The organism is Nitratireductor kimnyeongensis (assembly GCF_019891395.1).
Taxonomy (GTDB): Bacteria; Pseudomonadota; Alphaproteobacteria; order Rhizobiales; family Rhizobiaceae; genus Nitratireductor; species Nitratireductor kimnyeongensis.
In genome coordinates this window covers 2,857,389-2,880,064 of record NZ_CP078143.1, presented here as the reverse complement: position 1 = coordinate 2,880,064, position 22,676 = coordinate 2,857,389, and the positions used below count along the sequence as shown (strand labels likewise).

Annotated in this window: 21 protein-coding genes; 7 read left to right on the top strand and 14 right to left on the bottom strand. The window is 58.8% G+C overall.

What is annotated here, in order from left to right; genetic code table 11:
* The first annotated feature begins 209 nt into the window (after positions 1-209).
* Positions 210-1,865, top strand: a complete 1,656-nt coding sequence (locus KW403_RS13730; RefSeq protein WP_223020029.1) for a GMC oxidoreductase — start codon at positions 210-212, stop codon at positions 1,863-1,865.
* 9 nt (positions 1,866-1,874) lie between these two features.
* Here KW403_RS13730 and KW403_RS13725 read toward each other — a convergent pair whose 3' ends face one another.
* The 7 genes from KW403_RS13725 to KW403_RS13695 form a co-directional block, all read right to left on the bottom strand.
* The gene (locus KW403_RS13725; protein ID WP_223020028.1) at positions 1,875-3,371 is read right to left on the bottom strand and encodes an oligosaccharide flippase family protein; all 1,497 of its coding nucleotides are present in this window, start codon (positions 3,369-3,371) and stop codon (positions 1,875-1,877) included.
* A gap of 44 nt (positions 3,372-3,415) precedes the next feature.
* Positions 3,416-3,784: a hypothetical protein gene (locus KW403_RS13720; RefSeq protein WP_223020027.1), complete on the bottom strand. Its 369-nt coding sequence runs from the start codon at positions 3,782-3,784 to the stop codon at positions 3,416-3,418.
* A complete protein-coding gene (locus tag KW403_RS13715) occupies positions 3,774-4,451 on the bottom strand; it encodes a sugar transferase (RefSeq protein ID WP_223020026.1) in 678 nt (225 codons plus the stop codon). The genes KW403_RS13720 and KW403_RS13715 overlap by 11 nt, the downstream gene beginning before the upstream one ends.
* 153 nt (positions 4,452-4,604) lie before the next feature.
* Positions 4,605-5,957, bottom strand: a complete 1,353-nt coding sequence (locus tag KW403_RS13710) for a glycosyltransferase family 4 protein (RefSeq protein WP_223020025.1) — start codon at positions 5,955-5,957, stop codon at positions 4,605-4,607.
* Positions 5,958-5,966: 9 nt separating this feature from the next.
* Complete coding sequence (locus KW403_RS13705) at positions 5,967-6,881, bottom strand: glycosyltransferase family 2 protein (RefSeq protein ID WP_223020024.1); 915 nt, start codon at positions 6,879-6,881, stop codon at positions 5,967-5,969.
* Complete coding sequence (locus tag KW403_RS13700) at positions 6,871-9,138, bottom strand: GumC family protein (protein ID WP_223020023.1); 2,268 nt, start codon at positions 9,136-9,138, stop codon at positions 6,871-6,873. The genes KW403_RS13705 and KW403_RS13700 overlap by 11 nt, the downstream gene beginning before the upstream one ends.
* Positions 9,139-9,170: 32 nt before the next feature.
* Positions 9,171-10,502, bottom strand: a complete 1,332-nt coding sequence (locus tag KW403_RS13695) for a polysaccharide biosynthesis/export family protein (protein WP_223020022.1) — start codon at positions 10,500-10,502, stop codon at positions 9,171-9,173.
* A gap of 321 nt (positions 10,503-10,823) precedes the next feature.
* On the opposite strand from KW403_RS13695, the gene KW403_RS13690 reads away from it, so the two are divergent.
* From KW403_RS13690 to KW403_RS13665, 6 genes are all read left to right on the top strand, one after another.
* Positions 10,824-12,020, top strand: a complete 1,197-nt coding sequence (locus tag KW403_RS13690) for a glycosyltransferase (RefSeq protein ID WP_223020021.1) — start codon at positions 10,824-10,826, stop codon at positions 12,018-12,020.
* A gap of 7 nt (positions 12,021-12,027) precedes the next feature.
* Entirely contained in the window at positions 12,028-12,426 is a 399-nt protein-coding gene (locus KW403_RS13685; protein WP_223020020.1) for a hypothetical protein, read from the top strand.
* Between the two features lie 424 nt (positions 12,427-12,850).
* The gene (locus KW403_RS13680; RefSeq protein ID WP_223020019.1) at positions 12,851-13,840 is read left to right on the top strand and encodes a hypothetical protein; all 990 of its coding nucleotides are present in this window, start codon (positions 12,851-12,853) and stop codon (positions 13,838-13,840) included.
* A 117-nt stretch (positions 13,841-13,957) separates the two neighbouring features.
* Positions 13,958-14,791 carry a 3-methyl-2-oxobutanoate hydroxymethyltransferase gene (gene panB, locus KW403_RS13675; protein WP_223020018.1) on the top strand — a complete coding sequence of 278 codons (834 nt, stop codon included), beginning with the start codon at positions 13,958-13,960 and terminating at the stop codon, positions 14,789-14,791.
* Positions 14,788-15,645: a pantoate--beta-alanine ligase gene (panC, locus tag KW403_RS13670; protein ID WP_223020017.1), complete on the top strand. Its 858-nt coding sequence runs from the start codon at positions 14,788-14,790 to the stop codon at positions 15,643-15,645. The genes panB and panC overlap by 4 nt, the downstream gene beginning before the upstream one ends.
* 206 nt (positions 15,646-15,851) lie before the next feature.
* Entirely contained in the window at positions 15,852-16,094 is a 243-nt protein-coding gene (locus KW403_RS13665; RefSeq protein ID WP_223020016.1) for a hypothetical protein, read from the top strand.
* A gap of 91 nt (positions 16,095-16,185) precedes the next feature.
* Here KW403_RS13665 and KW403_RS13660 read toward each other — a convergent pair whose 3' ends face one another.
* The 7 genes from KW403_RS13660 to KW403_RS13630 all read right to left on the bottom strand — a co-directional run bounded on the left by KW403_RS13660 (position 16,186) and on the right by KW403_RS13630 (position 22,639).
* On the bottom strand, positions 16,186-17,268 hold the full coding sequence (locus KW403_RS13660) for an AI-2E family transporter (RefSeq protein ID WP_223020015.1): 1,083 nt from the start codon (positions 17,266-17,268) through the stop codon (positions 16,186-16,188).
* Positions 17,252-17,764, bottom strand: coding sequence for an HdeD family acid-resistance protein (locus KW403_RS13655; protein WP_223020014.1), 513 nt, complete (start codon positions 17,762-17,764; stop codon positions 17,252-17,254). Before KW403_RS13655 ends, KW403_RS13660 begins: the two co-directional genes overlap by 17 nt.
* A gap of 41 nt (positions 17,765-17,805) precedes the next feature.
* Positions 17,806-19,341: a phospholipase D family protein gene (locus KW403_RS13650; protein ID WP_223020013.1), complete on the bottom strand. Its 1,536-nt coding sequence runs from the start codon at positions 19,339-19,341 to the stop codon at positions 17,806-17,808.
* A gap of 136 nt (positions 19,342-19,477) precedes the next feature.
* Entirely contained in the window at positions 19,478-19,840 is a 363-nt protein-coding gene (locus tag KW403_RS13645; protein WP_223020012.1) for an ArsC family reductase, read from the bottom strand.
* Positions 19,841-19,922: 82 nt separating this feature from the next.
* Positions 19,923-20,984, bottom strand: a complete 1,062-nt coding sequence (locus tag KW403_RS13640) for an ABC transporter ATP-binding protein (RefSeq protein WP_223020011.1) — start codon at positions 20,982-20,984, stop codon at positions 19,923-19,925.
* Between the two features lie 3 nt (positions 20,985-20,987).
* A complete protein-coding gene (locus KW403_RS13635; protein WP_223022565.1) occupies positions 20,988-21,776 on the bottom strand; it encodes an ABC transporter permease in 789 nt (262 codons plus the stop codon).
* The gene (locus KW403_RS13630; protein WP_223020010.1) at positions 21,776-22,639 is read right to left on the bottom strand and encodes an ABC transporter permease; all 864 of its coding nucleotides are present in this window, start codon (positions 22,637-22,639) and stop codon (positions 21,776-21,778) included. The genes KW403_RS13635 and KW403_RS13630 overlap by 1 nt, the downstream gene beginning before the upstream one ends.
* Between the last annotated feature and the right edge of the window lie 37 nt (positions 22,640-22,676).

Here is a 22,676-nt window from a genome sequence, read left to right as displayed (position 1 = left end):
GTTTTCAAATAATCCAATAATGTAGCGCATGGCGTTTTGCCCTACCCGGCCATGGCCAAAACCCTTAGCAAGCCGCCCCTTCTATGCAATTTGGATGAGTTCGGCCGCGGGCGGGATTTTGATAGCCTTCTGCAAGGGGTTTACGACGTAGCGAAGCCAGTTCCTCACGCAGATAACGCGCTGCCCGGCTGGCCCGCTCAGGGGGCAATGTGTCCATTCTAGATTTGCGCAGCGTGCCACCCGGCACACGGTTCGACGCTGATCTCGCCCTTGTCGGGGCAGGTCCAGCCGGGCTGACGCTTGCGCGGGAATTTGCCCACACACGTCTCAAGATTCTTCTGGTTGAAAGCGGCGGCGTGGAGTTCGATCCCGAGGTTCAGCTTCTCAATCGGGTGGAGAATATCGGCGATCCGAAAACGCGCAACGCCATGCCACTGCAGCGAGGCTACACGGGCGATCTCGCCTGGCTCAATGACATCCCCGCCTTCGAGCTCCGCAACCGCATTGTCGGCGGCAGCACACACACCTGGATCGGTAAATGTGCCGCATTCGACGAGCTCGACTTTGACGCCCGCCAGTGGGTTCCCGATTCCGGCTGGCCTCTGCAGCGGCGTGATCTGATGGATGTGCTCGACCGGGCGGCAAACCTGCTCAATCTCGGCCCTAACATTTATGACAAGGCGCTTTACCGTCGACTGAAATCACCGCCGGCGGACATCGATCTCAACGACAATCTGCTGCGCACTTTCTTCTGGCAATTCAGCCATAAGCCCAAGAGCAGCGAGCCATTGCGGTTTGGGGAATTGGCCGCTGGGCTGGAGGCAGTAAACGTCGATGTTCTTACGCATGCGAGCGTTACCCGGATCGGATTGTGTGAAAGCGGTCGAAAGGTGGAGACACTCAATGTCAAAAGCCTTTCTGGGGTTGATGCTGTGATCCGGGCGCCGGCGATCGTGCTGTGTGGCGGCGGCATTGAAAATGCGCGCATGCTTCTGGCATCCACGGACGTTGCCGCAAAGGGCATCGGCAACGATCATGACTGCGTGGGCCGGTATCTGGCCGATCATCCACGGACCGTAATCGCCCGTTTTGGCAAAGACACTCTCCAGGACGTCACAGAGCAATTCGGCTTTTACGGGCTCAGTCACAACCGCCGTACGCACTTTTATCTGCGAGGCCTGGCGCTAAGCCCGCGCCTGCAAATGCGCGAGGGCCTGCTCAACTGCGCCACCTATCCGGTGCAGGTGCTTGCGCCGAACGATCCCTGGCTGGCCCTCAAACGATTTTACTCCGGCAGTAGACGGTTTCGGCTCGATGATCTCAGGACCGCGCTCGCCGCCCCCGGTGGGCTGGCAGCGGGCCTGCACAGCCGGCTCGTGATGAAACGGGGTCTGCCGCGCCAGCTTACCGAACTGCGGTTCGACGCCATGGCCGAACAACGGCCCAACAGGGAAAGCCGGCTGACACTTTCATCACAGCGCGATCGGCTGGGCGTACCGCTGGCGCGTGTGGACTGGAGGATCGGCTGGGCGGAAGCTGCCAGTCTCGCGCGGCTCGCCGAGCTCATTTCGGCCGAATTCTGGCGGGTCGGCCTACCTCAGCCCAAACTTGAACCCTGGGTTCTGGACGAGGACTTCAAGAACGCCCCTTTCAGCGATATGGCCCATCCGGCCTGCACTACGCGCATGGGCCACGACCCGAAAACCAGCGTTGTTGATCCCAACGCCAAAATTCACGGTATCGATGGACTTTACGTGGCAGGCAGCTCGGTTTTTCCCACGCCCGGCCACGCCAATCCGACACTGATGATCATTGCCATGACGCTGCGCCTCGCCGATCATCTCAAGACGCGTCTTCTTGCTTAAAGGCTCAGGTCAGTGTCCGGATTTCAGCCAGCCGGTCCACCTCCAGCTGGCGTAAAGAACGCCCAGATAGATCAGCGCTCCCACCAAAACCTGCACCGCAAGCTGGGAATACGCAGGCAGTTGGAGCTCGATCGGCCAATGAGCAATCGATGAGACACCGACAAACATGACCGCGGCCGCAAGCGCGATCAGCCCGCTATTGGCCGTGATGCGCGGCCAGTTGAGCTTTCCGTAGCGGGACTGGAACCAGATCGCCAGCACGCCCGCAAACCCCGCCGCCACGCACTGCCCAACGGCTGCGTAGACAAGGCCGAAGGGCGCCAGAACCAGCATCATGCCGATGGAAGCCACGCTGATCATCAAAGAGAGCGGCCATAGACGCTGCACCTCTCCACGGACCGACAGAAGCGGCTCGGTGACATATCCCTGGAAAGACAAGAGCTGGCGGACCGCAAGAATTTTTACGACAAGCGCCACCGGCGCCCAGGTGGCTCCAAGCGCGGTGTCCACCAGATTGGGTGCCACGAGTATCAGACCCACATAAACCGGAGCGGCGACAGCAAACAGGACCGGAAGGAACAGGTTTCCCGCCCGGCTGACCGGATCCCCCCCTCGGTTGTCGACCGCCTGACCAGCGGCCCGTCGGAATATGACCCATGCGAGCATGCGCGCAGGCTCGCCGACCAGTTCGGAGAAGGCGGCAACAATGCGTTCTGCAGCCCGGTAATAGCCTGCATCTGCCAGACTGAGCAGCGCACCGACGGCCAGCGTGCCCGAATAGGAGCGCCCGAAAACAATAAAGCGGACGCTGACGATGTAACGCGCAAAATGGAGCACTTCGCCCAGTACCATCCGATTGGGCCATGCAGGCTTGATCCAGCCAATAACCCGAATACCACCCGCCAGAGCGAGAAAATGCGTGACGAGACGTCCCACCACCAGGGCCAGGATATTCCAGCCAACCCAGAGGCCGAAGAGGGTGACAGCTAGTCCTGCCGCTTCAGCCACGATCCGGATTACGGCCTGCCGGTTTAGCAGATTTCTGTGGACCAGCGTGCCATCATAGACCGTGTTGACTGCTGCCGGGATGAACCAGAGGGAAAACAGAAGGAAGAGCCAAGTCTGCCACGTTGAGAACCACAACCAACCGATCGACAGTGAAACCAGAAAACCCATGATGGTGAAGCTAGCGCCGCTGACGAGCGCGATGGTGGCGAGTTGCGGCAGGTGTTGCTCGCCGTGATCAGCGCGCATGATGAATTCTGCCCAGCCGCCTTCGCTCACCACCACGAGCAGAAAGGCAATGGCGGAAACAAAGGCGAAGAACCCAAACTCCTCAGGAGACAAGAACCGCGCAGCGGCTACAAACCCCGCCAGTTGCGCGATCTGCGTAAACAGCCGCGCGATCATGACCCACACGCCCCCGCCCAGGAGTGTCGAGATCGACAGCCCGAGAAATCCACCCGATTGTGTATCAGCTTGCGGTGGTTTGTGATCCGCTTTCACGTCGCCTTCCCCCCTGCCGCTATTCACCTGTGCCAGCGCTTCCGCTACGATTTCCCTTGCAACACTGATGATTCGTCATCCTTGACGACGAGTTTTGTGAGTGTGTGGCCGTATGCATGATGGGTTTCGATACGGTCTGAAGCCTGATGTAGGGACGCGAATTTGTCTGCTTTCCCTGGTCCGGCTTCCAGTTTCGGTGCTTTGTGGCGGACAACGAGCAGCCAGTGCGAGATGCAAGCAAACAAGACCAGCTGAACCATGGTTTCCTTGCGCGGCCATTCAAGGCAATCAGTGCCAAGATTTCCGTACGCTGGCTCGTCGTCGTTTTCTGCCTCATCGTCTGGTTGGCCGTTCTGCTTTTCTTCCTTCTTTAGTCGGGTGCGCCTCTGCGCCTTGCCGCCGTCAACACCCATTGCGATCGAACAGAAAGACGCCGACAGTGCGCCAGACAATCTTCAGATCGAGCCAGGTCGTGCGGTCGTGAAAATACTGAGCATCGAGCTGCACCCGTTCTGCATAGGAGGTATCGTTGCGTCCTGACACTTGCCACAGACCGGTGATGCCCGGTTTCATCAAGAGATAATCGTTTATGCGTTCACCATAGCGCACCATCTCGTCCTCGACGATCGGACGCGGGCCAACCACACTCATTTCGCCGCGAAGGACGTTTACGAATTGTGGCAACTCATCGAGACTCGACATTCGCAGAAAATGACCGATGGGATGAATGCGAGGATCGTTGCGCAGTTTCTGACAGGCGCGCCATTCCTGGAGCAGAATCGGATTTTGATCCAACAGCTCTGTAAGCAGGCGATCCGCGTCGCGACGCATGGTGCGGAATTTTAAACAGTCGAACGGCTTTCCGTCGCGACCTATGCGTCTTTGCCGATAGAAGATGGGTCGCCCGTCACTGATCAGAATTCCAAGAGAAATAAGTGCAATGGCCGGGAAAAGAAAGACGAGCACGAGAAGGCTGAACGCCACATCGAACACCCTCTTCACAACAGCGTAAGAGCGGAAATGCCTGACTTTCCGCAGATCCAATCCCTGCTTTACGGAATCATCGTATGCGTACAGCATGAACCCGCCCCTGGGTGTTTTGTTTGCCTCGCCGTCGATCATTATAAGGCCCCGCAAAGCCCGTGATATAACTCCATCGGGGTATTGGGCAGGGCCATTTAGGTGCAGTCCACCGCACAATCGAACCGTGCCTACCCCTGCAGCGCAGCCGGACTAACCGGCGTCATTTGACTGGCTGGCTGCGTGGCCAAAAGCATTAGGATCAGCCCCGGTTTCCGATTTGGTCCCGCCGGCGCCGAACACCTGGTTGCCGGTTCCTTCGCGTCGCCCTTGCGTGGGTGCCCGTGCCGTGATCGCGCCATCCAGAATGTCTGCATAGAGATCCAGCAGCGCCGAAAGCCAACTCTGTGTCGTGTTGGCGAAATGGGGAGCGCATACACGGGCGTTTTCACTCATCTCCGCGACCAGGTCATCATCACCAGCCAACCGACGCAATTTTGCGGCCAACGCCTCGATGCCACCCGTGGGGAATGTGAATGCAGCACCTGCTTCGGTCAGTTCGGCAGCCAGCAATGCATGGGACGGCAGCACGACTGGGATGCCGCTGCCCACCGCCTCGAGCGCAGCAAGGCCAAATGGCTCGGGTACCCGTGACGAGACAATGACACATCGCGCTTGGCGCAGCCGGTCGGCGATCTGTGCGCGGTTGCACCATCCATGAAGCATCACCTCCGGATAGCGTTCCTCGAGAAGCGCTCGGCCAGCCCCCTCTCCGATCACATGAAGGGGAACGCCGGCCAGACGCGCTGCTCGTGCGGCGTCTTCAAAACCCTTCTCCGACTCCAGCCGCCCGATGAAGAAGAAATCGCGCTGTATATGGGGCCGGGTGTTGGAGGACAGAAAAGGCGCAACCGGGTTGCGAATGGTCACCATGCGGCTGTCTTCAACTCCTGCACGTTTGAAGAAGCCGCGCATCTGCTCATGCACGAGCACGATATTGGCGGGCCTACTGCTCAACGCAAAGAAGCGTTGCAGCAGAAAGTGCCGCGTGGAGCGCCAGGCCTTCTGATGGTAGCCGCGCTTGTCGCATTGGGTCGTGAGACAACGCAACGACATGGGGTCGAGGGTGCAGATGGACGACGCCGGATAATTTATGAAGCCGCCATTCGGACAGGCGAGAAAATAATCGTGCGCGTGTAGCACCACCCGCTCGCGCACCGGTATGAGCGCCTTGAAAGTGGATGGCGAAAGGATCTTCGACCATCCATGAACGTGATAAATGGTCGAAGGTCTGTCGTGCCGGGCGATCCAGCCGCTTAGGATTTTATAGGCGTTCCGGTTATAAAGTCCGCCAGCCAGGGCGGACAAACGCCCCTGCTCGACGAGCGGTTTTCCATTGACGTGAATCGTTTCAGGCTCTGCAGTTCCGGCGGGCTCATCGCCCGCAAAAAAGGTTACCGGCACACCGGCCTCACGCAACATTCGCGCAGCAAGGCAGGACAGGTTCGAGGCCCCACCGATCTCCGCCGACCGATCGTTGATGATGACAACCCGCCCCGGACGCATGGTTGCCCCCTATTCCAAGACGTTGACGTTCTGGGGGGAGAGACGGCCGCGCAGCAGGTCCCTCACGGCCCGCATATTGCCCAGAAGCCGGCCTCGCCGATCCACCCAGGGTTCGGGCCAGACAATCTTCACAGCGTTGGCAACGAGATTGCGCATGATTTGCGGGGCGGCATGACGCGGGCTCATCGTCTTTTTGCCCATGAGATAGACCGGATTGGCTATCTGCGAATATCCCAGCCTGAGGCCCGAGGTCCGCCCGGACTTTGTACCCAGGTGGACACCGTGGAGGCGGCCCGAACTCACAATGCGGCCATATCGTGCAAGCTGACGGCTGAAATCCACGTCCTCCAGCCAACCATAGAGCGGCAGATTTTCGTCGAAGCGCAGACCATATCCGCGGACAGTCGACAGGCGCACCGCCATGTTGCAACCGTAGCCGCTATAGACTGGCTTCTCGCGGCCGGCAGAGGCTGATTTTGAACACGTACCAATAAGACGCAATCCATCTTCAAGCGGGATCCCCGGCCCCAAAATACCATCCGCATCGACCGTGCCCGTGCTCATGACGACATCGGGGTAGCGTCGGAAAATTTGCGCGGTCTCTTCCAGGTAACTGGGAGCCAAGAGGAAGTCGTCATCGAGAAAGAGAAGAATGTCGGCGTCTTCCACGCTTTCGAGAATCCGATTTCGCTGTCGGCAGAGCCCACGTTCGGCGAAAACGATGCGCGTGCGGGAAATTTGAGCGGCCATTGCCTCGGGATCCACGTCCTCGAGGTTTGCAGCACATATGACAATGCTGTCGGCTGGACGCGTCTGGTCCAGCAGGTGCGGCACCACGGAATGAAGTATTGACCTGCGCCCAGTGGTGGCAATGCCAACGGCGATGCGGAGATCGGTCGGACCTAGAGAGCGTTCAAATTGCATGCCGGCCTCCTGCTTCGCGCCTTTTTCTGCCCATAGGATGCAACCACCGTCGGGTTTTGCGCTTGTTGAAGACGACCCCCAGAATGCCAACGCGGGACTTTCCGAATGTTGCGAGCGCGCTTGCCAGCCATTCGACAGTCATCTTGCGCCGGTTCCCCAGAACCAAGAGGATACCGTCGAGATGGGCGCTGGCCGCCCGGGTGTCGGCTGAGGTGGCAAAGGTCGACAGGTCGACGATGATGACGTCGTAATCCTGGCGCAGTTCCTCGATCTTTTTCTTCAGGGCCGGTAGATGCCCAAAGCGATGGCCCGGATGTGCGGCTTTCCGGATCTGCTCCACGGTGAGCACCGGGAGGATCAACCCATCCTCCATCTGCATCAGCTTGTCTTTCTTTCGTTTCTCAGATTGTGCGTGCTCGGGAATTTCGTCACCCTGATAGACAGCAAGACCAGCCTTTGTTCCTGAATTGGCCGCCTGCAAACTCAAGAACGGGTTCCTGAAATTTGCATCGACCAGAACCACACGTAGCCCCTCATTTGCGTAAAGTTGGCCCAGATTGGCCGCAATCGTGCTTTTTCCTTCGTCGCCGCTGACTGAAGTGAGCCCCACGACGATTGGTCCGCCCGAAGGAAACGCCGCATCAATGGAACTCTTCACGCCGCGCAGGGCCTCAGAGAAACCGGAATAGGGTGCATCGAGCACGAACCGCAGGGCACCTTTGCTGCCCGACACCTGAAAGCGCGTGAAGGGAACATGGCCTAGGGTCGGCAGCCCAAGTTCACGGCTCAGACGTTCACCCGAGCTGATGCGACGGTCGAGCAAGTCGCGCAGTCCGGCAAGTCCCAGACCGCCGGCAAAACCGAGCATCAGAGCCATGGGGATGATGAGTGTGGTTTTCGGCCAGATCTTGGCCAGTGGAGGCGTAGCCGCCGCAACCATGCGGGCATCGCCAATGGGAAAGGACTGCTTCTGCAGTGTTGTGATCAATTGTTGAAGGACGCTTTCATACATGCGCCGATAGGTGGTCGCCCGGCTTTCGAGCTCGGTGAGCTGGACTCGTGCGAGATTTTTTTCCGTGACATTGCCCTTGATCGCATCGAGTTGCTTCTTCAGCAGTCCTTCGCGCGCCTGTGCCGTGTCGAGGTTGGACCTGTAGACGCCCTGAATGCGCACCAGTTCGGTGTTGATCTGGGATTCCAGCCGCGCGATTTCTGACTTTGCTGCCAAGGTGGGTTCACTCTCGGTACCATAGCGTGTCTGCAACGTCTCCAGTCGCTTGCGCGCTACGCCCAGATCCGCTCTCAGCCGGTTGATTTCGGTGTTGCTCAGCGCCTCCCCCACATAGCTATCGGGCAGGTCTCCGGCCAGAATGCGGTTGATGGTGGCAAGCCGTGCCGCCTCGCCTGCGGTCGCGGTCTGCGCTGCCAGCAGCTGGCTGCTAATCTCGGACAACTGTTGCTGGTCGATGCCTGCGGAGCCGACCTGGGAAATGTCGTTGCTGTTCCTGTATTGCTCTGCACTGAGAGCGGCTTCTTGTGCCTGTCGTCCGATCTCCACCAGCCGATCCTCGATCCATTGCGCGCCGCGCGCAATGATCTGCGATTTGGCGTCGAGGCTCGACTGCATGTAGGTGTTGGCGATGGCGTTGGCCGCACGCGCCGCTTTCACCGGGTTGGTGGAGGTGTAACCGATTTCAAGAACATAGGATTGCCCCACACGTCGCACCGACACGCGTCCCAGAAACCCCGCCATGGTGCGTCGCATGACTTCTTCTTCGCTTGGCTCACCCGCGGCCTCCGCTCCGTCCTCTGTCGCCGGGTCGAATAGGGAGAGTATTGCACCAAGCGCGCCGCGCACGGCCGATCTCCAGGAGCTGCTCGTCTGGATTTCCGGGTCTTCCGTCAGGTTGAGCTGCTTGATCACCGAGCGGGCGATCGCCTCCGATTTGACGATTTCGACCTCACTGGCAATTTCGGCGGTTTCGATGATAATCGTACCTGTAGACGCGTCTTGAGAGGCAATTCGCGCCTGTTCACGGTCGATGACGATGCGAGCGATCGAAGTGTATGTGGGTTCTGTGTTTGCGATGTAGAGCGCGCCAAGCGCCACGCCGGCGGTCGACGCCAGGGCGAGAACCAGAAAATGCCTCTGCAGGAATGCCCAGATATCGCGAAAGGAAATGTAGTCCTCATGCCGTCCATTGTCCTTGGACGCCATCTCCGTCCCTGTCAGCTTCCTGATTTCCTGCACCACCATGGCCTGCCCCACCCGTATGGCTCTAAAATTCTCTAGCGCGTCTGCGCCTGTCTCATTTCGCTTTCGAGGGACGCGCGTGGCATCGAGGCGCGAAGGAGATCGAGCTGCACATCCAGGACGTCTCCGGGTTCAAGCCCGGTCGCTTCAAACGCGTCCACACGCTGTTTCTGACCAACGCCGCGCAGAATGCTGAACCGCAGCGGCTGCTGCTCGAACGCCCTGTCCTCACGACGCAGGATCGACGCCCCGGTTGCCTGAAGAAGCTGCTCCGTCATTCCACGGCGCAGTTCCAGGTCGTCGATTTCCAGATTGACCCTTTGCAGCTCGGCGCCGATTTCCGTGCGTCGCGAGCCTTCCAGACTGAGCGCATCACGCTCGGTTTCACTCAATCTTTGCCTTGCGCGCATAGAGGCCACCGCAAGGTCAAGCCGGCTGGATTGCAGGTCAGCCACGATGCGCTCAAGCCCGGTTTCGCGTGATTTCGTGACTGTGCCTCTTTTGACCAGTTGAGCGACATTACCCAGTTCTTCCTCGGCGATTTTGATCTGCCGGTCCTGCGCCACCATTTTCTCGCCGAGAATCCGGATTTCCTCGCGAAAGAGTGTTCCAAGTTCATCGAGTGCGTTGCGCTGCCGCTCATAGGCGTTGCGACGGGCCACGAATATCGCCTGCTCGTCCCGCACGAACTGCGCTGCGTGACCGGCCAGAGGACGTCCCTGCAAGGCTGCATCGAAATCGACACTCTCGCCCTCGACCAGTTCCGTTTCGAGCCGTGCTCTACGGATCGCGAGCTGAAGGAGTTGAAGATCGATACGACCAATTTCGCCCGCATAACGAATTTGCTCGAGCTCGGAGTACCCACCGGCCTGATCGGACCTGCGCACACGGCCTCCGGCCATCGCCAGCGCCTGCATAACGTTAAGTCCAGGTTTGAACTCGAACTCACCTGGCCGTTCCACACTGCCAGTGACGAACACCGACGGATAGCGCACCACTTCAACCGTTGTGGCTGGCGGTGCAATGAGACCTGTCTTCTTCTGGAGTGCCGCCGCGATTTGGCCGGCGAGCTCTTGGGAAGTTTTGCCAACCGCACTGAGTTGCCCGACCAAGGGAAGAGAAACCGTGCCTGCGGGCGAGACGGTGTATTCACCACTAAGGGCTGTCCATTCCCTATATTCTCCCTGTGCTTCATCCCATTCCACCACGGCGACCTTGACCCGCGTCTGAGCCAGAAGCTGAAATTCACTCTGCGCGCGGACAGCAACACTGCTGACAAAGATGCACAGGGTGAGCACAAGCGCCACAAGCACGAATTTTCGTGCTTTGGGGAAGGAAATGGTGAACCCAGCCTTTGCCTGCTTCATTCTGCCCGATCCGCAGTGATCATTGCCTTCGGGAAGACGCGAAGCCGCCTCCCCCACCATCGATCATCAGCGGAAACGGGAACAGGTAAACCCGGTTCAAATGGTGTGCGGCTAGTCCCTTTCGGCTAGTCCCTCTAAGCCCATTGGGCTTTTGACGCAGACGGGAGGGCGCACAGGTGCCGGTGACGCCCGATCGGATTATGGGCTAGCCCGTTTGAGCGCATTTCTGCACCCTTCAGACACGTGTTCAACCGTATTGTCGGTGTGCCTGCCGCGCCTTTTCCAAGCAGTATTCGGGAGAGCAAATCCGGGAGAAGTGTCTTGCGCGTCGCCATCGTTCATTATTGGCTCGTCTCCATGCGCGGAGGCGAAAAGGTCGTCGAAGCCTTATGCGACATGTATCCCGAGGCCGATATCTTCACACTGGTCTATGACGAAAGGCGGGTTTCAGAAAAGATCCGCCGCCATCGGGTCATCCCCTCGTTTCTACAGAAGATTCCGGGTGCGAAGCGGCGCTACCAGTCGCTCCTGCCGCTCATGCCGTTTGCTCTGGAGAGCCTGGACGTCTCGGGTTATGACCTGGTCATTTCCAGTGAATCCGGGCCTGCCAAGGGCATCACGCCCGGGCCGCAGGCAACGCATGTCTGCTACTGTCATTCGCCCATGCGCTATGTGTGGGATCACTATCACTTCTATCGTGCGAATGCCGGCCTGCCGACGCGGATGCTCATGCCGTGGATCGCGCCGGCCCTGCGGGCATGGGACGTCACCACAGCCGCACGTGTCGACGCATTTGTTGCCAATTCACGCCATGTGGCCGATCGGATCGGCAAGTACTACCGGCGTCGGGCAACCGTTCTTAATCCGCCCGTAAGCGTCGACGAGTTCGCGCCGGCGACTGAGCTCGGCGATCATTACCTCGTTGCCGGCCAGCTGGTCGGCTACAAGCGGGTTGACCTGGCGGTGCGTGCCTTCACCCGGATGGGTCGCAAACTTGTCGTTATCGGGGAAGGCCCCGAGATGGCGATGCTGAAGCGGATGGCCGGTCCCAATGTGACGTTTTTGGGTCGAACACCCTTCGCACAACTCAAGGAGATGCTTGCCCGCTGCCGGGCACTGGTCTTTCCCGGAACCGAGGATTTTGGGATTGTCCCCGTGGAGGCAATGGCGAGCGGCCGGCCTGTGATCGCCCATGCGAGCGGGGGCGTGCTCGACTCGATCGTCCCTGACCAGACCGGGCTCCTGTTCGATGAGCAATCTGAGGCCGGTCTTATTGATGCAGTGCGCCGCTTCGAGGCGATGGAAGGCAGTTTCCGCACCGAGAAGATACGCCAGCATGCGCAGCAGTTCAGCGATGCCCATTTCAAACAACGCATGCGGCAAATCATTGAGGATGAGATTGCCAGGCGGAAACCGCTACCGGTTTCACTCTCGCGCGTCGTGCGCAACCAGCCATCGCTGCGCCCCCGGGTCGCCCGGGTGGAACTTCCCGATCCCCATTTGAGAAACGGAGCGTGACCAAGCCATGTTTTCTGTCCTGAGGATCCGCAGTGCGGCACGTGACGAAGAAACAGATAACCTGCGGTTCAACACGCTCACGCACACGCTCGACCTGCTTGATCGGGAGCTGCGAGCCGAGCGACGGGGCCTCAAGGAACGCTGCGAGCGACTTGCTGCTACCGCGGCCTTCGCCCAGGAGCGTTTTGAGAGCAACGGGAGTGAGAACTCGCTCTCGACGCGGATAGACGACATGACGCAATCCATGAAAGCCTACACAAGGCGAATGGAAACGCTCCAGCGTCAGTCGGAACTTGTCCAACTGTTGCGTTCGACCGCTTCAGACTTCGCCGGAACTGCGGAGAAACCGGAAACAGTCGGCTTGCGTCATGCGCCCGCGGCGCTGCGTACATGCCTTTCAAAATGATTAGAGGAGCTCCGCCGATACGCTGACATGATGAACGCAGTAACACCTAAGCGCAGGGGATTTGCCCCAACGTTCTATCTGCATGGTGCGCCTGGGCTTTTATGATTTCCAGCAATTGGAAAGATTGAGAATCATCAATAATTGGACGCTAAGCTACTGTCTTTATTTATGTTTTTCGGCTTGGTGCAGCGCAGAAACAAGGCTCCGGATCGCCAGTGTGAAAGCCAAGGCGAGGGATGTCTTCCGGTTCATTCGCAAAGGAACGGACCAGGAATGGGGGAGGACATGCGTAGGATGGACGCGTCCGGGGCGGACAGGCTTCGCAGCGGGCGGTAGACCAGGAAAGGTCGGCGAACCGGGCAGAACTCTGATGGCAAGCAGTGGCAGTTCAGAACGAGCACTTCAACACCCAGACGCATCCCACATGCTCACATTGATCGAAGACAATATTCGCGTCTTTGATTTGAGCCTGTCTGGAATGCGGGTCGTGGTTCCGGTGGACAACCGATTCCTCGCTGCGACTGCGGTTACCGCACTGCTGGCAGGTGCCGCTGCCGTCACCGCCGTGACGCCGACAGCCACCCGGTTCCAATCGGCGGAAGAGGCGGCGGAAGCCACACGCACATTGGCCGGGACCGCCGGTCTCCTGGAAAATCTTTCGATTGACGAACGAATCGATCACGAAACATGCCGCGCGACCAACATTCTTCTCAATGGACCGTCCATTCGTCCGATCACACGCTCGCTCATCGAACGCCTGCCAGACCATTCGGTCGTGGCGCTGATGCATGAACCATGGATGACGCTGTCTGGCGAGGTCGACATCGAAGCCTGCCTTGAACACGATATACCGATTTCGGCGGTGAATGAATCGCACCCTCTGGTCGGTGCCCGTGAACATCATTCCGCACTTTGCCTCGCATTGCTCAAAGATGCAGAAATTCCGGTGGAAGGGGCGGATATCGCGCTGATTTGCGACACCCCTCTCTCCGACACGCTGGAACAGGGCCTAAGGCGAGCCGGTGCACAGGTGGCTGTTGTCGCGCACGCCAATCAAATTTTCGAGCATGATTGGCGCGCCATCCTTCTCGCCAAGCGCCCCCACGAAGAACCGCGCCTCAGGATTCAGGATCTCGGCTGGATTGCCAAAAATGCGCCCGATGCAACGGTCGTCCAGTACTGGGGAGACGTGGACCGGAAGGCGGCACGGTATTTCGAACTGAAAGTGTGGCCACAGCGCACTCCTGGCAAGGGGCAGTGGGGCATTCCGCTCGACACACTGGGGCCCGAGCCGATATTGCAGCGCATCACGGCAGGTCTCAAAGCAGCGCAGTCGATACTTGCGGGGATGCCGACTGCTCCTGACAGCCTGGCGCAAACCCTTACATCGACTGACGTTTTCAACGGCGATTGACATTCGACAATCTGCATTACGCGCCTTCGCATCCGCAAAAATCTATGTCATATCCCTGACGCAATCGTTTTGACGCGTCACATTCCGCATCGTGTCGATCTGCAAAGGGAGGACAGTTTGAGCGCCAACGCACGGGTTCCGGCCCTGACACCCCCTGATGTGCTTGCAAGAAAGGGTGGCGAGCCGCTCGTCTGCCTGACAGCCTACACCACCCCCCTTGCCCGCATCGTGGATCGACACTGCGACATTGTGCTGGTCGGCGACAGCGTTGGCATGGTCCTGCATGGCCTGCCCAGTACCGTCGGCGTTTCTCTCGACATGATGATCATGCACGGCCAAGCCGTCCGACGCGGCGTGGAGCGTGCCCTCCTGGTCGTCGATATGCCTTTCGGCAGTTACGAGGAATCGCCTGAGCAGGCGTTTCGCAATGCCGCACTGATCATGACCGAGACTGGATGTGGCGCAGTGAAGCTTGAAGGCGGCGAGACGATGGAACGGACCATCAGGTTTCTCACTCGCCACGGCATTCCGGTCATGGCGCATATCGGCCTCACGCCCCAGGCCGTCAACACTCTCGGCGGGTACAAGGTGCAGGGTCGTGGCGACGATGCTTTCCACATCCAGCGCGATGCGGAAGCGGTCGCCGAGGCAGGCGCATTTTCCGTTGTGCTCGAAAAGGTCCCCGCCACGCTGGCGGACCGCATCACCAAAACGATCCCCATTCCCACCATCGGCATTGGTGCATCGCCAACCTGCGACGGGCAAATCCTCGTCGCCGACGACATGCTCGGCATGTTCGCTACGTTCCGACCGAAATTCGTCAAGCGTTTTGCAGAGCTCGGCGATGCCGCGGATGCGGCCATCGCATCCTACGCACGAGAAGTCCGTTCCCGGGAATTTCCGGGCGATGTTCATGTCTTCACCGATCGCAAACAAGGTAAGGCGGAATGAACCCCAATATCCTGCGCACAGTTGCAGAACTGCGTGATCGCGTTCGCACATGGCGGCGCGCTGGCGAGCGTGTGGCTGTCGTGCCCACAATGGGTGCACTCCATCAAGGCCACCTCAGCTTGGTGGAGACGGCCAAGGCGCGTGTCGAGCGCGTGATCGTCACACTGTTCGTCAACCCGAAGCAATTCAACAATCCCTCTGATCTCGCCACCTACCCGCGCACCGAGGCTGACGATGCGGCAAAGCTGGCGCCTTACGAGGTCGATGTCCTTTTTGCACCTTCAGTCGAGGAAATGTACGGCCCCCGCTTTTCGACAAGCGTTTCTGTCACCGGCGTCAGTGACGGGTTGTGTGGAGCAAATCGACCTGGCCATTTCGATGGCGTCGCGACTGTGGTCAGCAAGCTTCTTTTGCAGACGGGTGCAGACATAGCCTGTTTCGGCGAAAAGGATTATCAGCAGCTTCTGGTGGTGCGCCGCGTTGTGGAAGATCTAAATATCCCTATCGAGATCATCGGCTGTCCGACCGTGCGTGAAGCCGACAATCTGGCACTGTCCTCCCGCAATGTGCGCCTCACGGCCGAACAGCGTCGCATCGCACCCGAGATTGCTGATGTATTGCTGAGGAGTGCGGCTCATCTTGCCAGCGGTATGAACGCGGATCCCGTTCTGGAAGCCGCTCGAAGCAGCCTCGTAAGCGCCGGATTTGACCGGGTGGAATATATCGAACTGCGCGATGCAGAGACCCTCGAGCCTCTTCATCGCGCCGATCGCCCCGCCAGGCTTCTCGCCGCCGCCTGGCTCGGTGAGACGCGACTGATCGACAATGTTCCCGTGGTTCCCACGGAGACCTGAATCCCTTGGGCGTTCTCATTCGGGTTTTCAATGAAGATCGCGTCACGGCTGCGTGAGTATTCTTCCCAATGGCTTGATCGAAAGTGACCATAGTGTTCGCCACCACTTGATTTCACGGTGATCGCCAACCCTGCGATGGTCTCGGCATCGGCGCTCGCAATGACGCACCGAGTTTACAAACAAACCAGACCTACACGGATATCATCATGAAAACCGCAATTCTTGCAGCACTCGCCACCCTCGTTCTCGCCGCACCGGCAGCGGCGCTCGAACCGATCAAAGGGAGCCTGAACTACAACGCCGACCAGACCGCCCTGAGCAACACACCCGTCGGTTCGGTAACCTTCAACGAGTTCCACAATGGCGGAAACCGCTATCGTGAGGTCTATGTGGTCGATACCGATCACCGCTTGAAAATCGTCAATCGCTCCGTCGTCGACAACTCTTAAGTCCAGACCAGATCATGCTCAAACGGCCCCGATTTGCGGGGCCGTTTCTCGTTATCTGGCAGAGACGACGGCGACCATTCAGGGCCCCTCCCTACACTTCATCGCCATTCCGAAGAACAGCCTGCACGTCGTCTGCCAGAAGCAAGGCAATCGGGCGCGTGCTTTCGAAATTGGCCATGATAATGGCGATGATGGATGTCAGCGGGATGGCGAGAATGGCGCCGGGAATGCCCCACAGAGTCGACCACAGGGCGAGCGACACCAGCACCACGAATGGCGACATGTTGATCCGGCGACCGATCATGCGCGGTTCCAGGGCATTGCCCACCCACATCTGCGCCGAGGTCAGCAAAATCGCCACCAGAATTGTCGTCTGTACCGAGCCATACTGCGCCAATGTGAGAAGCACGGGGAACATGACCCCCATGAGCGACCCTACATACGGAATATAATTCAGAAGACCTATCAGGACGGCCCAGAATAGCGCGAAGTCGACGCCGAAGAACTTGAGCACGACATAGGAGAGAGCGCCAAGAATGATATTCACCAACGTCTTGACCGCCAGATATTCTCCAATACTCCGGTTGATATCGCGCACGATCATATGGGTCTGGCTTGCTCGATCTCTGGGAAGGGCTGCCGCGATCTTTCTCGCGAAACCGCCACGCTCGGCCATCAGGAAAATAGAGTAAACAACCGCCATGAAGATGATGCCGGCCAAAGATCCGACTGAACCGAGGCCTACAGCAGCGAGGCGCTGCAGATTGATCCGACCCCACAATGTTTCAACAAGCGTTGAGAGATTAGGAATCTCTTCGATATCGAACCGCGATAGGATGTCGCTGAGCATGTCGGTCAGGTTCTTCTGATACACCGGCAAACGCGCGATCACCTGTTCGGCGGTGCCGACCATCACACTGGCCAGCATGACCAAAGCCAGAACGAAAATCGCCAGAACCAGGCCGCGTCGCATCCACTCGGGAAGACGGCCGAGCACTGGCAGCCTCCCCAGCGCCTCGGACGCGGTCAGGAGAACATAGACCGAAATCACCGCAATGAAGATGGGCATCAAGACCGAGCGCCCAACAAGCAGTATCCAGCCGACAGCAACCGCGAGAATGACGGCAAGAACGAGGACGATAAACGCGCGAAGCGGGTCAGTTTTCTCCAGCATGTCTCTTCAATCGCAACGACAGCAGCACCAGAGCGATGCCGCTGGCCAATAGTTCCAGAGCCACGATCAGACCGAAGTTGATCGTGACCCCGAGAAGCACGATCACGCCAAGGATCGCGGACCCACCACCTGCCCCGAGAAGCACGGGGAACACGCGATCTCCATGCAGACTGCGTCCCACCCAGAGTTTTCCCGCACCCGATGCAATCAAGAGTGCTCCCAGGAGAAACTGCAGCACACGACCATCTCCGAACGGTCCGAACAAAAGAGACAACCCGAGAAAGATGCCGGCAAGTGCCAACACCCCGGCACCAATCATCGTGGGGACACTTGGCGCCTTATAGGCGGCCCACCCCTGCAGGGCACCGACGATGATTAACGCCCAGCCGCCGAATGTGAGTGTCAGACTGGAAGCGGAACCGAGGTTGAATAGAGCGGCAAGACCGCCGATCAGCGCAACAATCCCGGCAAGCAACCACAACATCCAGTGCTTCATCTTCCTCTCCATCGGACCTTATACGCGAATTCGAACCGGCGTTAGAGCAGCCACTCCACCGGAAGCCAGCCGACCACCACAGTTGCGATCTGACGGAACCAGGTCGCACCGGGCTCCTCCTGATAGATAACCGGTTCCCCCTGGCGCTGTTCCTCCACCCAGACCATTTTGTTCTCGGGTGTCAATCGCGGTTGATAGCTGACCAGTCCCAACCTGTCGTCGAATCCGTCGCTGATCTTTCGGGCCATGCTTTCACTCTCAATCAGGAAGCCCATTTCACAGTTCAGTATTGCCGATCGCGGATCGAAATTGAACGAGCCGATGAAGATGCGTTCGCCGTCGACTGCGAAGGTCTTCGCGTGCAGACTGGCGCCCGAAAGGCCGAACGGCTTCAATTGCTTCTCCGAGCCCTGTGTTTCGCCTCCGCGCAATTTCAGTTCATAGAGTTTCACCCCTGCCTCGAGAAGGCCGCGTCGGTATTTGGCATAGCCGCTGTGCACGAGGAGCACATCCGTCGTGTTGAGGGCGTTGGTGAGGATGCGAACCTGCTTGCCGGACGTTGCCAGATCGCCGAAATAGCTGCTTCCGATCGAGCCCGGCACGAAGTAGGCTGAGATCAGATCGAGCCTTTGACGCGCTTCGCCGAGGATCGCGCCAAGCCGCATGATCATCAACTGGTCACGCGTGGCCTTCCCCTCTCCTTTCACCGGGTCATCGGCGACGAGCTGCACATCCGTCCATTCCAACGCGACGCCGCCTCTGGCATAGCGTTCCGCGCTGCTTTCGAGCTCCGCCAGTACCGTCTGCGCTTCCTCGCTTGCCTTCACCTGTGCGACACGCGCTTCGAATGCCGTAAGATCTCCGGACCCAGAAATGATCTTCTCGACTTCAAACACCGAGGCGCTGTTCCAGTAGTCATCGAATGTAGCGGCCGTTTCCGGAACAATCGCGCCGGTCGCCAGCATATCCATATCCACGTAGAACGCTTTACCGATCTGGAAATATTCGTCACCGACGTTGCGGCCACCAACGATTGCCGCAGCTCCGTCAACGATGAAGGACTTGTTGTGCATGCGCCGGTTCATGCGGAGGAAATCGAACGTATAGCCGAAGAGTTTTGGCTGGCGCACGGTCGATGGATTGAACAGGCGAATGTGGAAGTTCGGAAGCCCATTGAGGGCAGCCATGTAGGAATCGAGCCCCGGCACGCCATTGTCATCGAGCAACAAGCGCACCCGCACACCACGTGCTGCCGCCTTGCGCAGCGCATCCAGCAGGAGAACCCCTGATGTATCATCGTACCAGATGTAGTATTGCGCGTCGATGGAGCCCTGCGCCCGCTCAATGAGCGCTAGCCGGCTCGCCAGTGCATCCTTGCCGTCAGCTATCGGGAAGACACCCGTTTTGCCAGGATGCGCCGCGGCGCCGGTCTCGAAAAGCCGGCCAAGTTGTGTTTCAGGATCTGCGGCAAAAGCCTCCTGGCGCTCTCGCTGCGAAATATCCGGCAACGCGAACACCAACCGCAGAACGAAGACCGCCAGAACGATAGCAGCAGCTATGAAGAACAGAGTGAACATAATCCGCTTTATACGCACGAAGCCCCCCTTCCGCACGAAGGAATAGTCGTTTTATCCCAACTGTGAGAGAGCAATACAAGAATGCCTTTTTCGCTGGGGCCCGCCGCGCCTCATCAGAAAGCGGCTTCGGTTGCACTCAGGAGGCGAATGCGGCGTCGTAAATCTCGGGCTTGAAGCCAACCACACGCCGGTCTCCGAGATCGAGAACGGGGCGCTTTATCATGCTCGGCTGGTCCTCCATCAGGTCGACCGCCTTTTCAGCATTCATATCCGCCTTCTCAGCATCGGGAAGCTTGCGAAAGGTCGTGCCAGCCCGGTTCAATAGCTTTTCCCAGCCGACCTCTTCCACCCATGCTTTCAGGCGATCTCGTTCGATGCCGGCGGCCTTGTAGTCGTGAAACCTATAGGCAATCTCATGCGCCTCGAGCCAGGTTCTCGCCTTCTTCATCGTGTCGCAGTTCTTGATTCCGTAGATTACGACAGACTTTCCAACTGGCATTCTCCGTCACTCCCCATCAAAACTTCTCACCAAAGTCGATCCGTCGCAGTGATAGGCGTCTTTGAAACGGGTTGGAAGTCTCTCACCTGTCGATGAGCACAGCGCTTCCAGGGGACCAGCGCAGTATCACGCTCTGCCCCTCGGCCAGTTTCACACCGCCGTTGTTCTGCACGTGGACCTTGATGATGTCACCACGGTGTTCAACGAAGTACGTGCTGCTATTGCCCGCAAAAATTCGTTTCGAAACACGCCCCTTCAGACGATTTTTCTCTCCACGGGAGGCGTCGTCAGCATCGTAAATGCTTATGCGCTCAGGCCGCACAGCACAGCTTGCCGTGGTTCCGACTGCTGGTTTCGTACCATGGTTCGCACTCACGACGGTGCCGTCAGGCAGGCGTATGCCATTGCCGGTCGCAACGCCTCGCAGGATGTTGGCATCGCCGAGAAAGGTTGCCGCGAATTCACTCTCCGGCCTGTCGTATATCTCTTCCGGTGGCCCTTCCTGAACCAGACGACCGTCGCGCAAAATGCCAATTCGGTCGCTCATCGTCAGCGCTTCTTCCTGATCGTGGGTGACGAATATCGTTGTGATTCCGATCTCGCGCTGAATGCGCTTCAACTCGATTTGCATGTCGACGCGCAGCGCCTTGTCGAGCGCCGATAACGGTTCGTCCAGCAAAAGCACACGTGGCTTGGTCACGATTGCACGCGCAAGCGCAACACGCTGGCGTTGACCGCCCGACAATTGGTGCGGGCGCCGTTCGCCAAGCTGTCCCAGCTGAACAAGATCCAGCGCGCGCTTCACCTCGACCTCAATCGCCGCTTTCGTTTCCCCGCGAACCGACAGGCCGAAGGCCACGTTCTGGGCAACGCTCATGTTCGGGAAAAGCGCGTAAGTCTGGAACACCATTCCGATGCGGCGTTTCTCCACCGGCACACGCTCGACGCCTTCTCCGCCAATGGCGATACGCCCGGCATCGGGAAAGTCGAAACCAGCTATCATGCGCAGCAAAGTCGTCTTGCCGGAGCCCGATGGGCCAAGCAATCCGTAAAACCCCTTATCGGGGAAGGCGATCGACACATCATCGAGCGCCTTGTGCGAACCGAAGGAACGCGAAACCTTGTCGACGACGACTTCGGCCATTGTTTATTTCTCTCCCCCGAACTTGAAGAAGCGGGCGGTGACGAGCATCAGCCCCATGGATATGCCTATGATGATGGTGGATACGGCATTGATCTCGGGCGTGAAGCCCTTGCGGATTGCCGCATAGATCTCCACGGGAAGTGTCGCTTCGCCCGGTGTCGACAGGAAATAGGAAACGACGAACTGGTCGAATGAGACCGCGAAAGCGAACAGGCCACCGGCAATCACCCCCGGCATGATCCATGGGAGGGTGACCCGCGTGGTGACCTGCCACTGGCTGGCGCCCAGCGAACGGGCGGCTTCTTCAAGCTCAGGAGCGAAGGTCTGCAAGCGCGCGGACACGACGACGATGACATAGGGCAGCGCCAAAGCGACATGACCGAGCAAGATGGCGTGAAGACCACGTCCGATGCCGACACCGAAGAAGAAGATCAGCATTGCGGTTCCGGTGATCAGCCATGGAATGGCTATGGGAGGAAACAGCAGGGCCTGCAGCAGCCTCTTGCCTCGAAACTCATGGCGGAACAGCGCCAACGATGCTGCTGTCCCCAGCACGGTCGCGATCACCGTTGTAAAGACCGCGATCTGGATGGAATTCCAGGTTGCGGCGAGAAGCTGTTCGTTGCGTGAAAGATCGGCATACCAGCCCGTCGTCCACTCGAACGGCAATTGGTAGAATGGGGAAGCGTTGAACGACATCAACGCCATGATGCAGATCGGCAGGTAGAGAAAAGAGAGCAGCAGCACGATCCAGACACGACCGAGCGCTTCCAGCAGACGGGTCGTGAACATCATCGCACCCTTCTCAGAATCGGCGCCGCCAGGCTGAGAATGACGAGCACCACAGCCAGCAAAATGAAGGAGAGAGCCGCTCCCAGCGGCCAGTTGAAGACGGCCACAAACTGATCCTCGATCACCGTGCCGTAGAATGTTCCGGTGCGCCCGCCCAGAATGCGCGGTTCCATGAAAGAGCCAACCACCGGCACAAATATCAGAACGGAACCGGCAAGCAGGCCGGGCATGGCGAGTGGCAGAACGACGCGCCTCAGGGTCTGCAGTCGCGAAGCCCCCAGTGAACGGGCCGCCTCGATGAGCGCGTTGTCGATTGCCTGCAGGGTCAGATAGCAGGTGAGAACCATGTAGGGCACGTAGGAATGGACGAGCCCGATGATCACCGCCGGATAGGAATACATGAGGTCAATGTTGACCCGGAACGGCAATATCGCGTTCAGCGTCGTGTCCAGAAGCCCGCCTTCGCGGAGAACCATCGCCCAGGAGAAGATGCGAACGAGGCCATTTGACCAGAAGGGAAGGATGACCAGGAGGAAGATCGCTTCTCGCGCCCTTCCCTTCAGAACCCTTGCCAGCACATAAGCGGCCGGAAAGCCGATTACCGCGCACCAGAGCGTTACCTCGAGGCCAAGACGGACCGAAGCCCAGAGCAACGTGACATACAGCCCGCTTGAGAAGAACGCCGCGTAGTGTTCAAGGGTCAGCGACCAATCCCTGCCAGACATGGGCAGGTCGGTCATGAAGGAGAAAAGCGCCATCGCCGAGAGTGGAAGGAAGATGGCCACTGCAAGCCAAAGATAGGCGGGCGTGAGCAGCGGTAATGCTGGTCCGATGCCCCCTCTCCCGCGGATCGATGATGCCATGCCTCTCCTCCCGATGGTTTCGATGCCGCATCCCGCC

Excerpts from the sequence above, each read along its gene's own strand:
- KW403_RS13720 (WP_223020027.1), bottom strand. The coding sequence starts at position 3,784 with ATGGGTGTTGACGGCGGCAAGGCGCAGAGGCGCACCCGACTAAAGAAG.
- KW403_RS13715 (WP_223020026.1), bottom strand. The coding sequence starts at position 4,451 with ATGCTGTACGCATACGATGATTCCGTAAAGCAGGGATTGGATCTGCGG.
- KW403_RS13710 (WP_223020025.1), bottom strand. The coding sequence starts at position 5,957 with ATGCGTCCGGGGCGGGTTGTCATCATCAACGATCGGTCGGCGGAGATC.
- KW403_RS13705 (WP_223020024.1), bottom strand. The coding sequence starts at position 6,881 with ATGCAATTTGAACGCTCTCTAGGTCCGACCGATCTCCGCATCGCCGTT.
- KW403_RS13700 (WP_223020023.1), bottom strand. The coding sequence starts at position 9,138 with ATGGTGGTGCAGGAAATCAGGAAGCTGACAGGGACGGAGATGGCGTCC.
- KW403_RS13695 (WP_223020022.1), bottom strand. The coding sequence starts at position 10,502 with ATGAAGCAGGCAAAGGCTGGGTTCACCATTTCCTTCCCCAAAGCACGA.
- KW403_RS13685 (WP_223020020.1), top strand. The coding sequence starts at position 12,028 with ATGTTTTCTGTCCTGAGGATCCGCAGTGCGGCACGTGACGAAGAAACA.
- KW403_RS13680 (WP_223020019.1), top strand. The coding sequence starts at position 12,851 with ATGCTCACATTGATCGAAGACAATATTCGCGTCTTTGATTTGAGCCTG.
- panC (WP_223020017.1), top strand. The coding sequence starts at position 14,788 with ATGAACCCCAATATCCTGCGCACAGTTGCAGAACTGCGTGATCGCGTT.
- KW403_RS13665 (WP_223020016.1), top strand. The coding sequence starts at position 15,852 with ATGAAAACCGCAATTCTTGCAGCACTCGCCACCCTCGTTCTCGCCGCA.
- KW403_RS13660 (WP_223020015.1), bottom strand. The coding sequence starts at position 17,268 with ATGCTGGAGAAAACTGACCCGCTTCGCGCGTTTATCGTCCTCGTTCTT.
- KW403_RS13655 (WP_223020014.1), bottom strand. The coding sequence starts at position 17,764 with ATGAAGCACTGGATGTTGTGGTTGCTTGCCGGGATTGTTGCGCTGATC.
- KW403_RS13650 (WP_223020013.1), bottom strand. The coding sequence starts at position 19,341 with ATGTTCACTCTGTTCTTCATAGCTGCTGCTATCGTTCTGGCGGTCTTC.
- KW403_RS13645 (WP_223020012.1), bottom strand. The coding sequence starts at position 19,840 with ATGCCAGTTGGAAAGTCTGTCGTAATCTACGGAATCAAGAACTGCGAC.
- KW403_RS13640 (WP_223020011.1), bottom strand. The coding sequence starts at position 20,984 with ATGGCCGAAGTCGTCGTCGACAAGGTTTCGCGTTCCTTCGGTTCGCAC.
- KW403_RS13635 (WP_223022565.1), bottom strand. The coding sequence starts at position 21,776 with ATGTTCACGACCCGTCTGCTGGAAGCGCTCGGTCGTGTCTGGATCGTG.
- KW403_RS13630 (WP_223020010.1), bottom strand. The coding sequence starts at position 22,639 with ATGGCATCATCGATCCGCGGGAGAGGGGGCATCGGACCAGCATTACCG.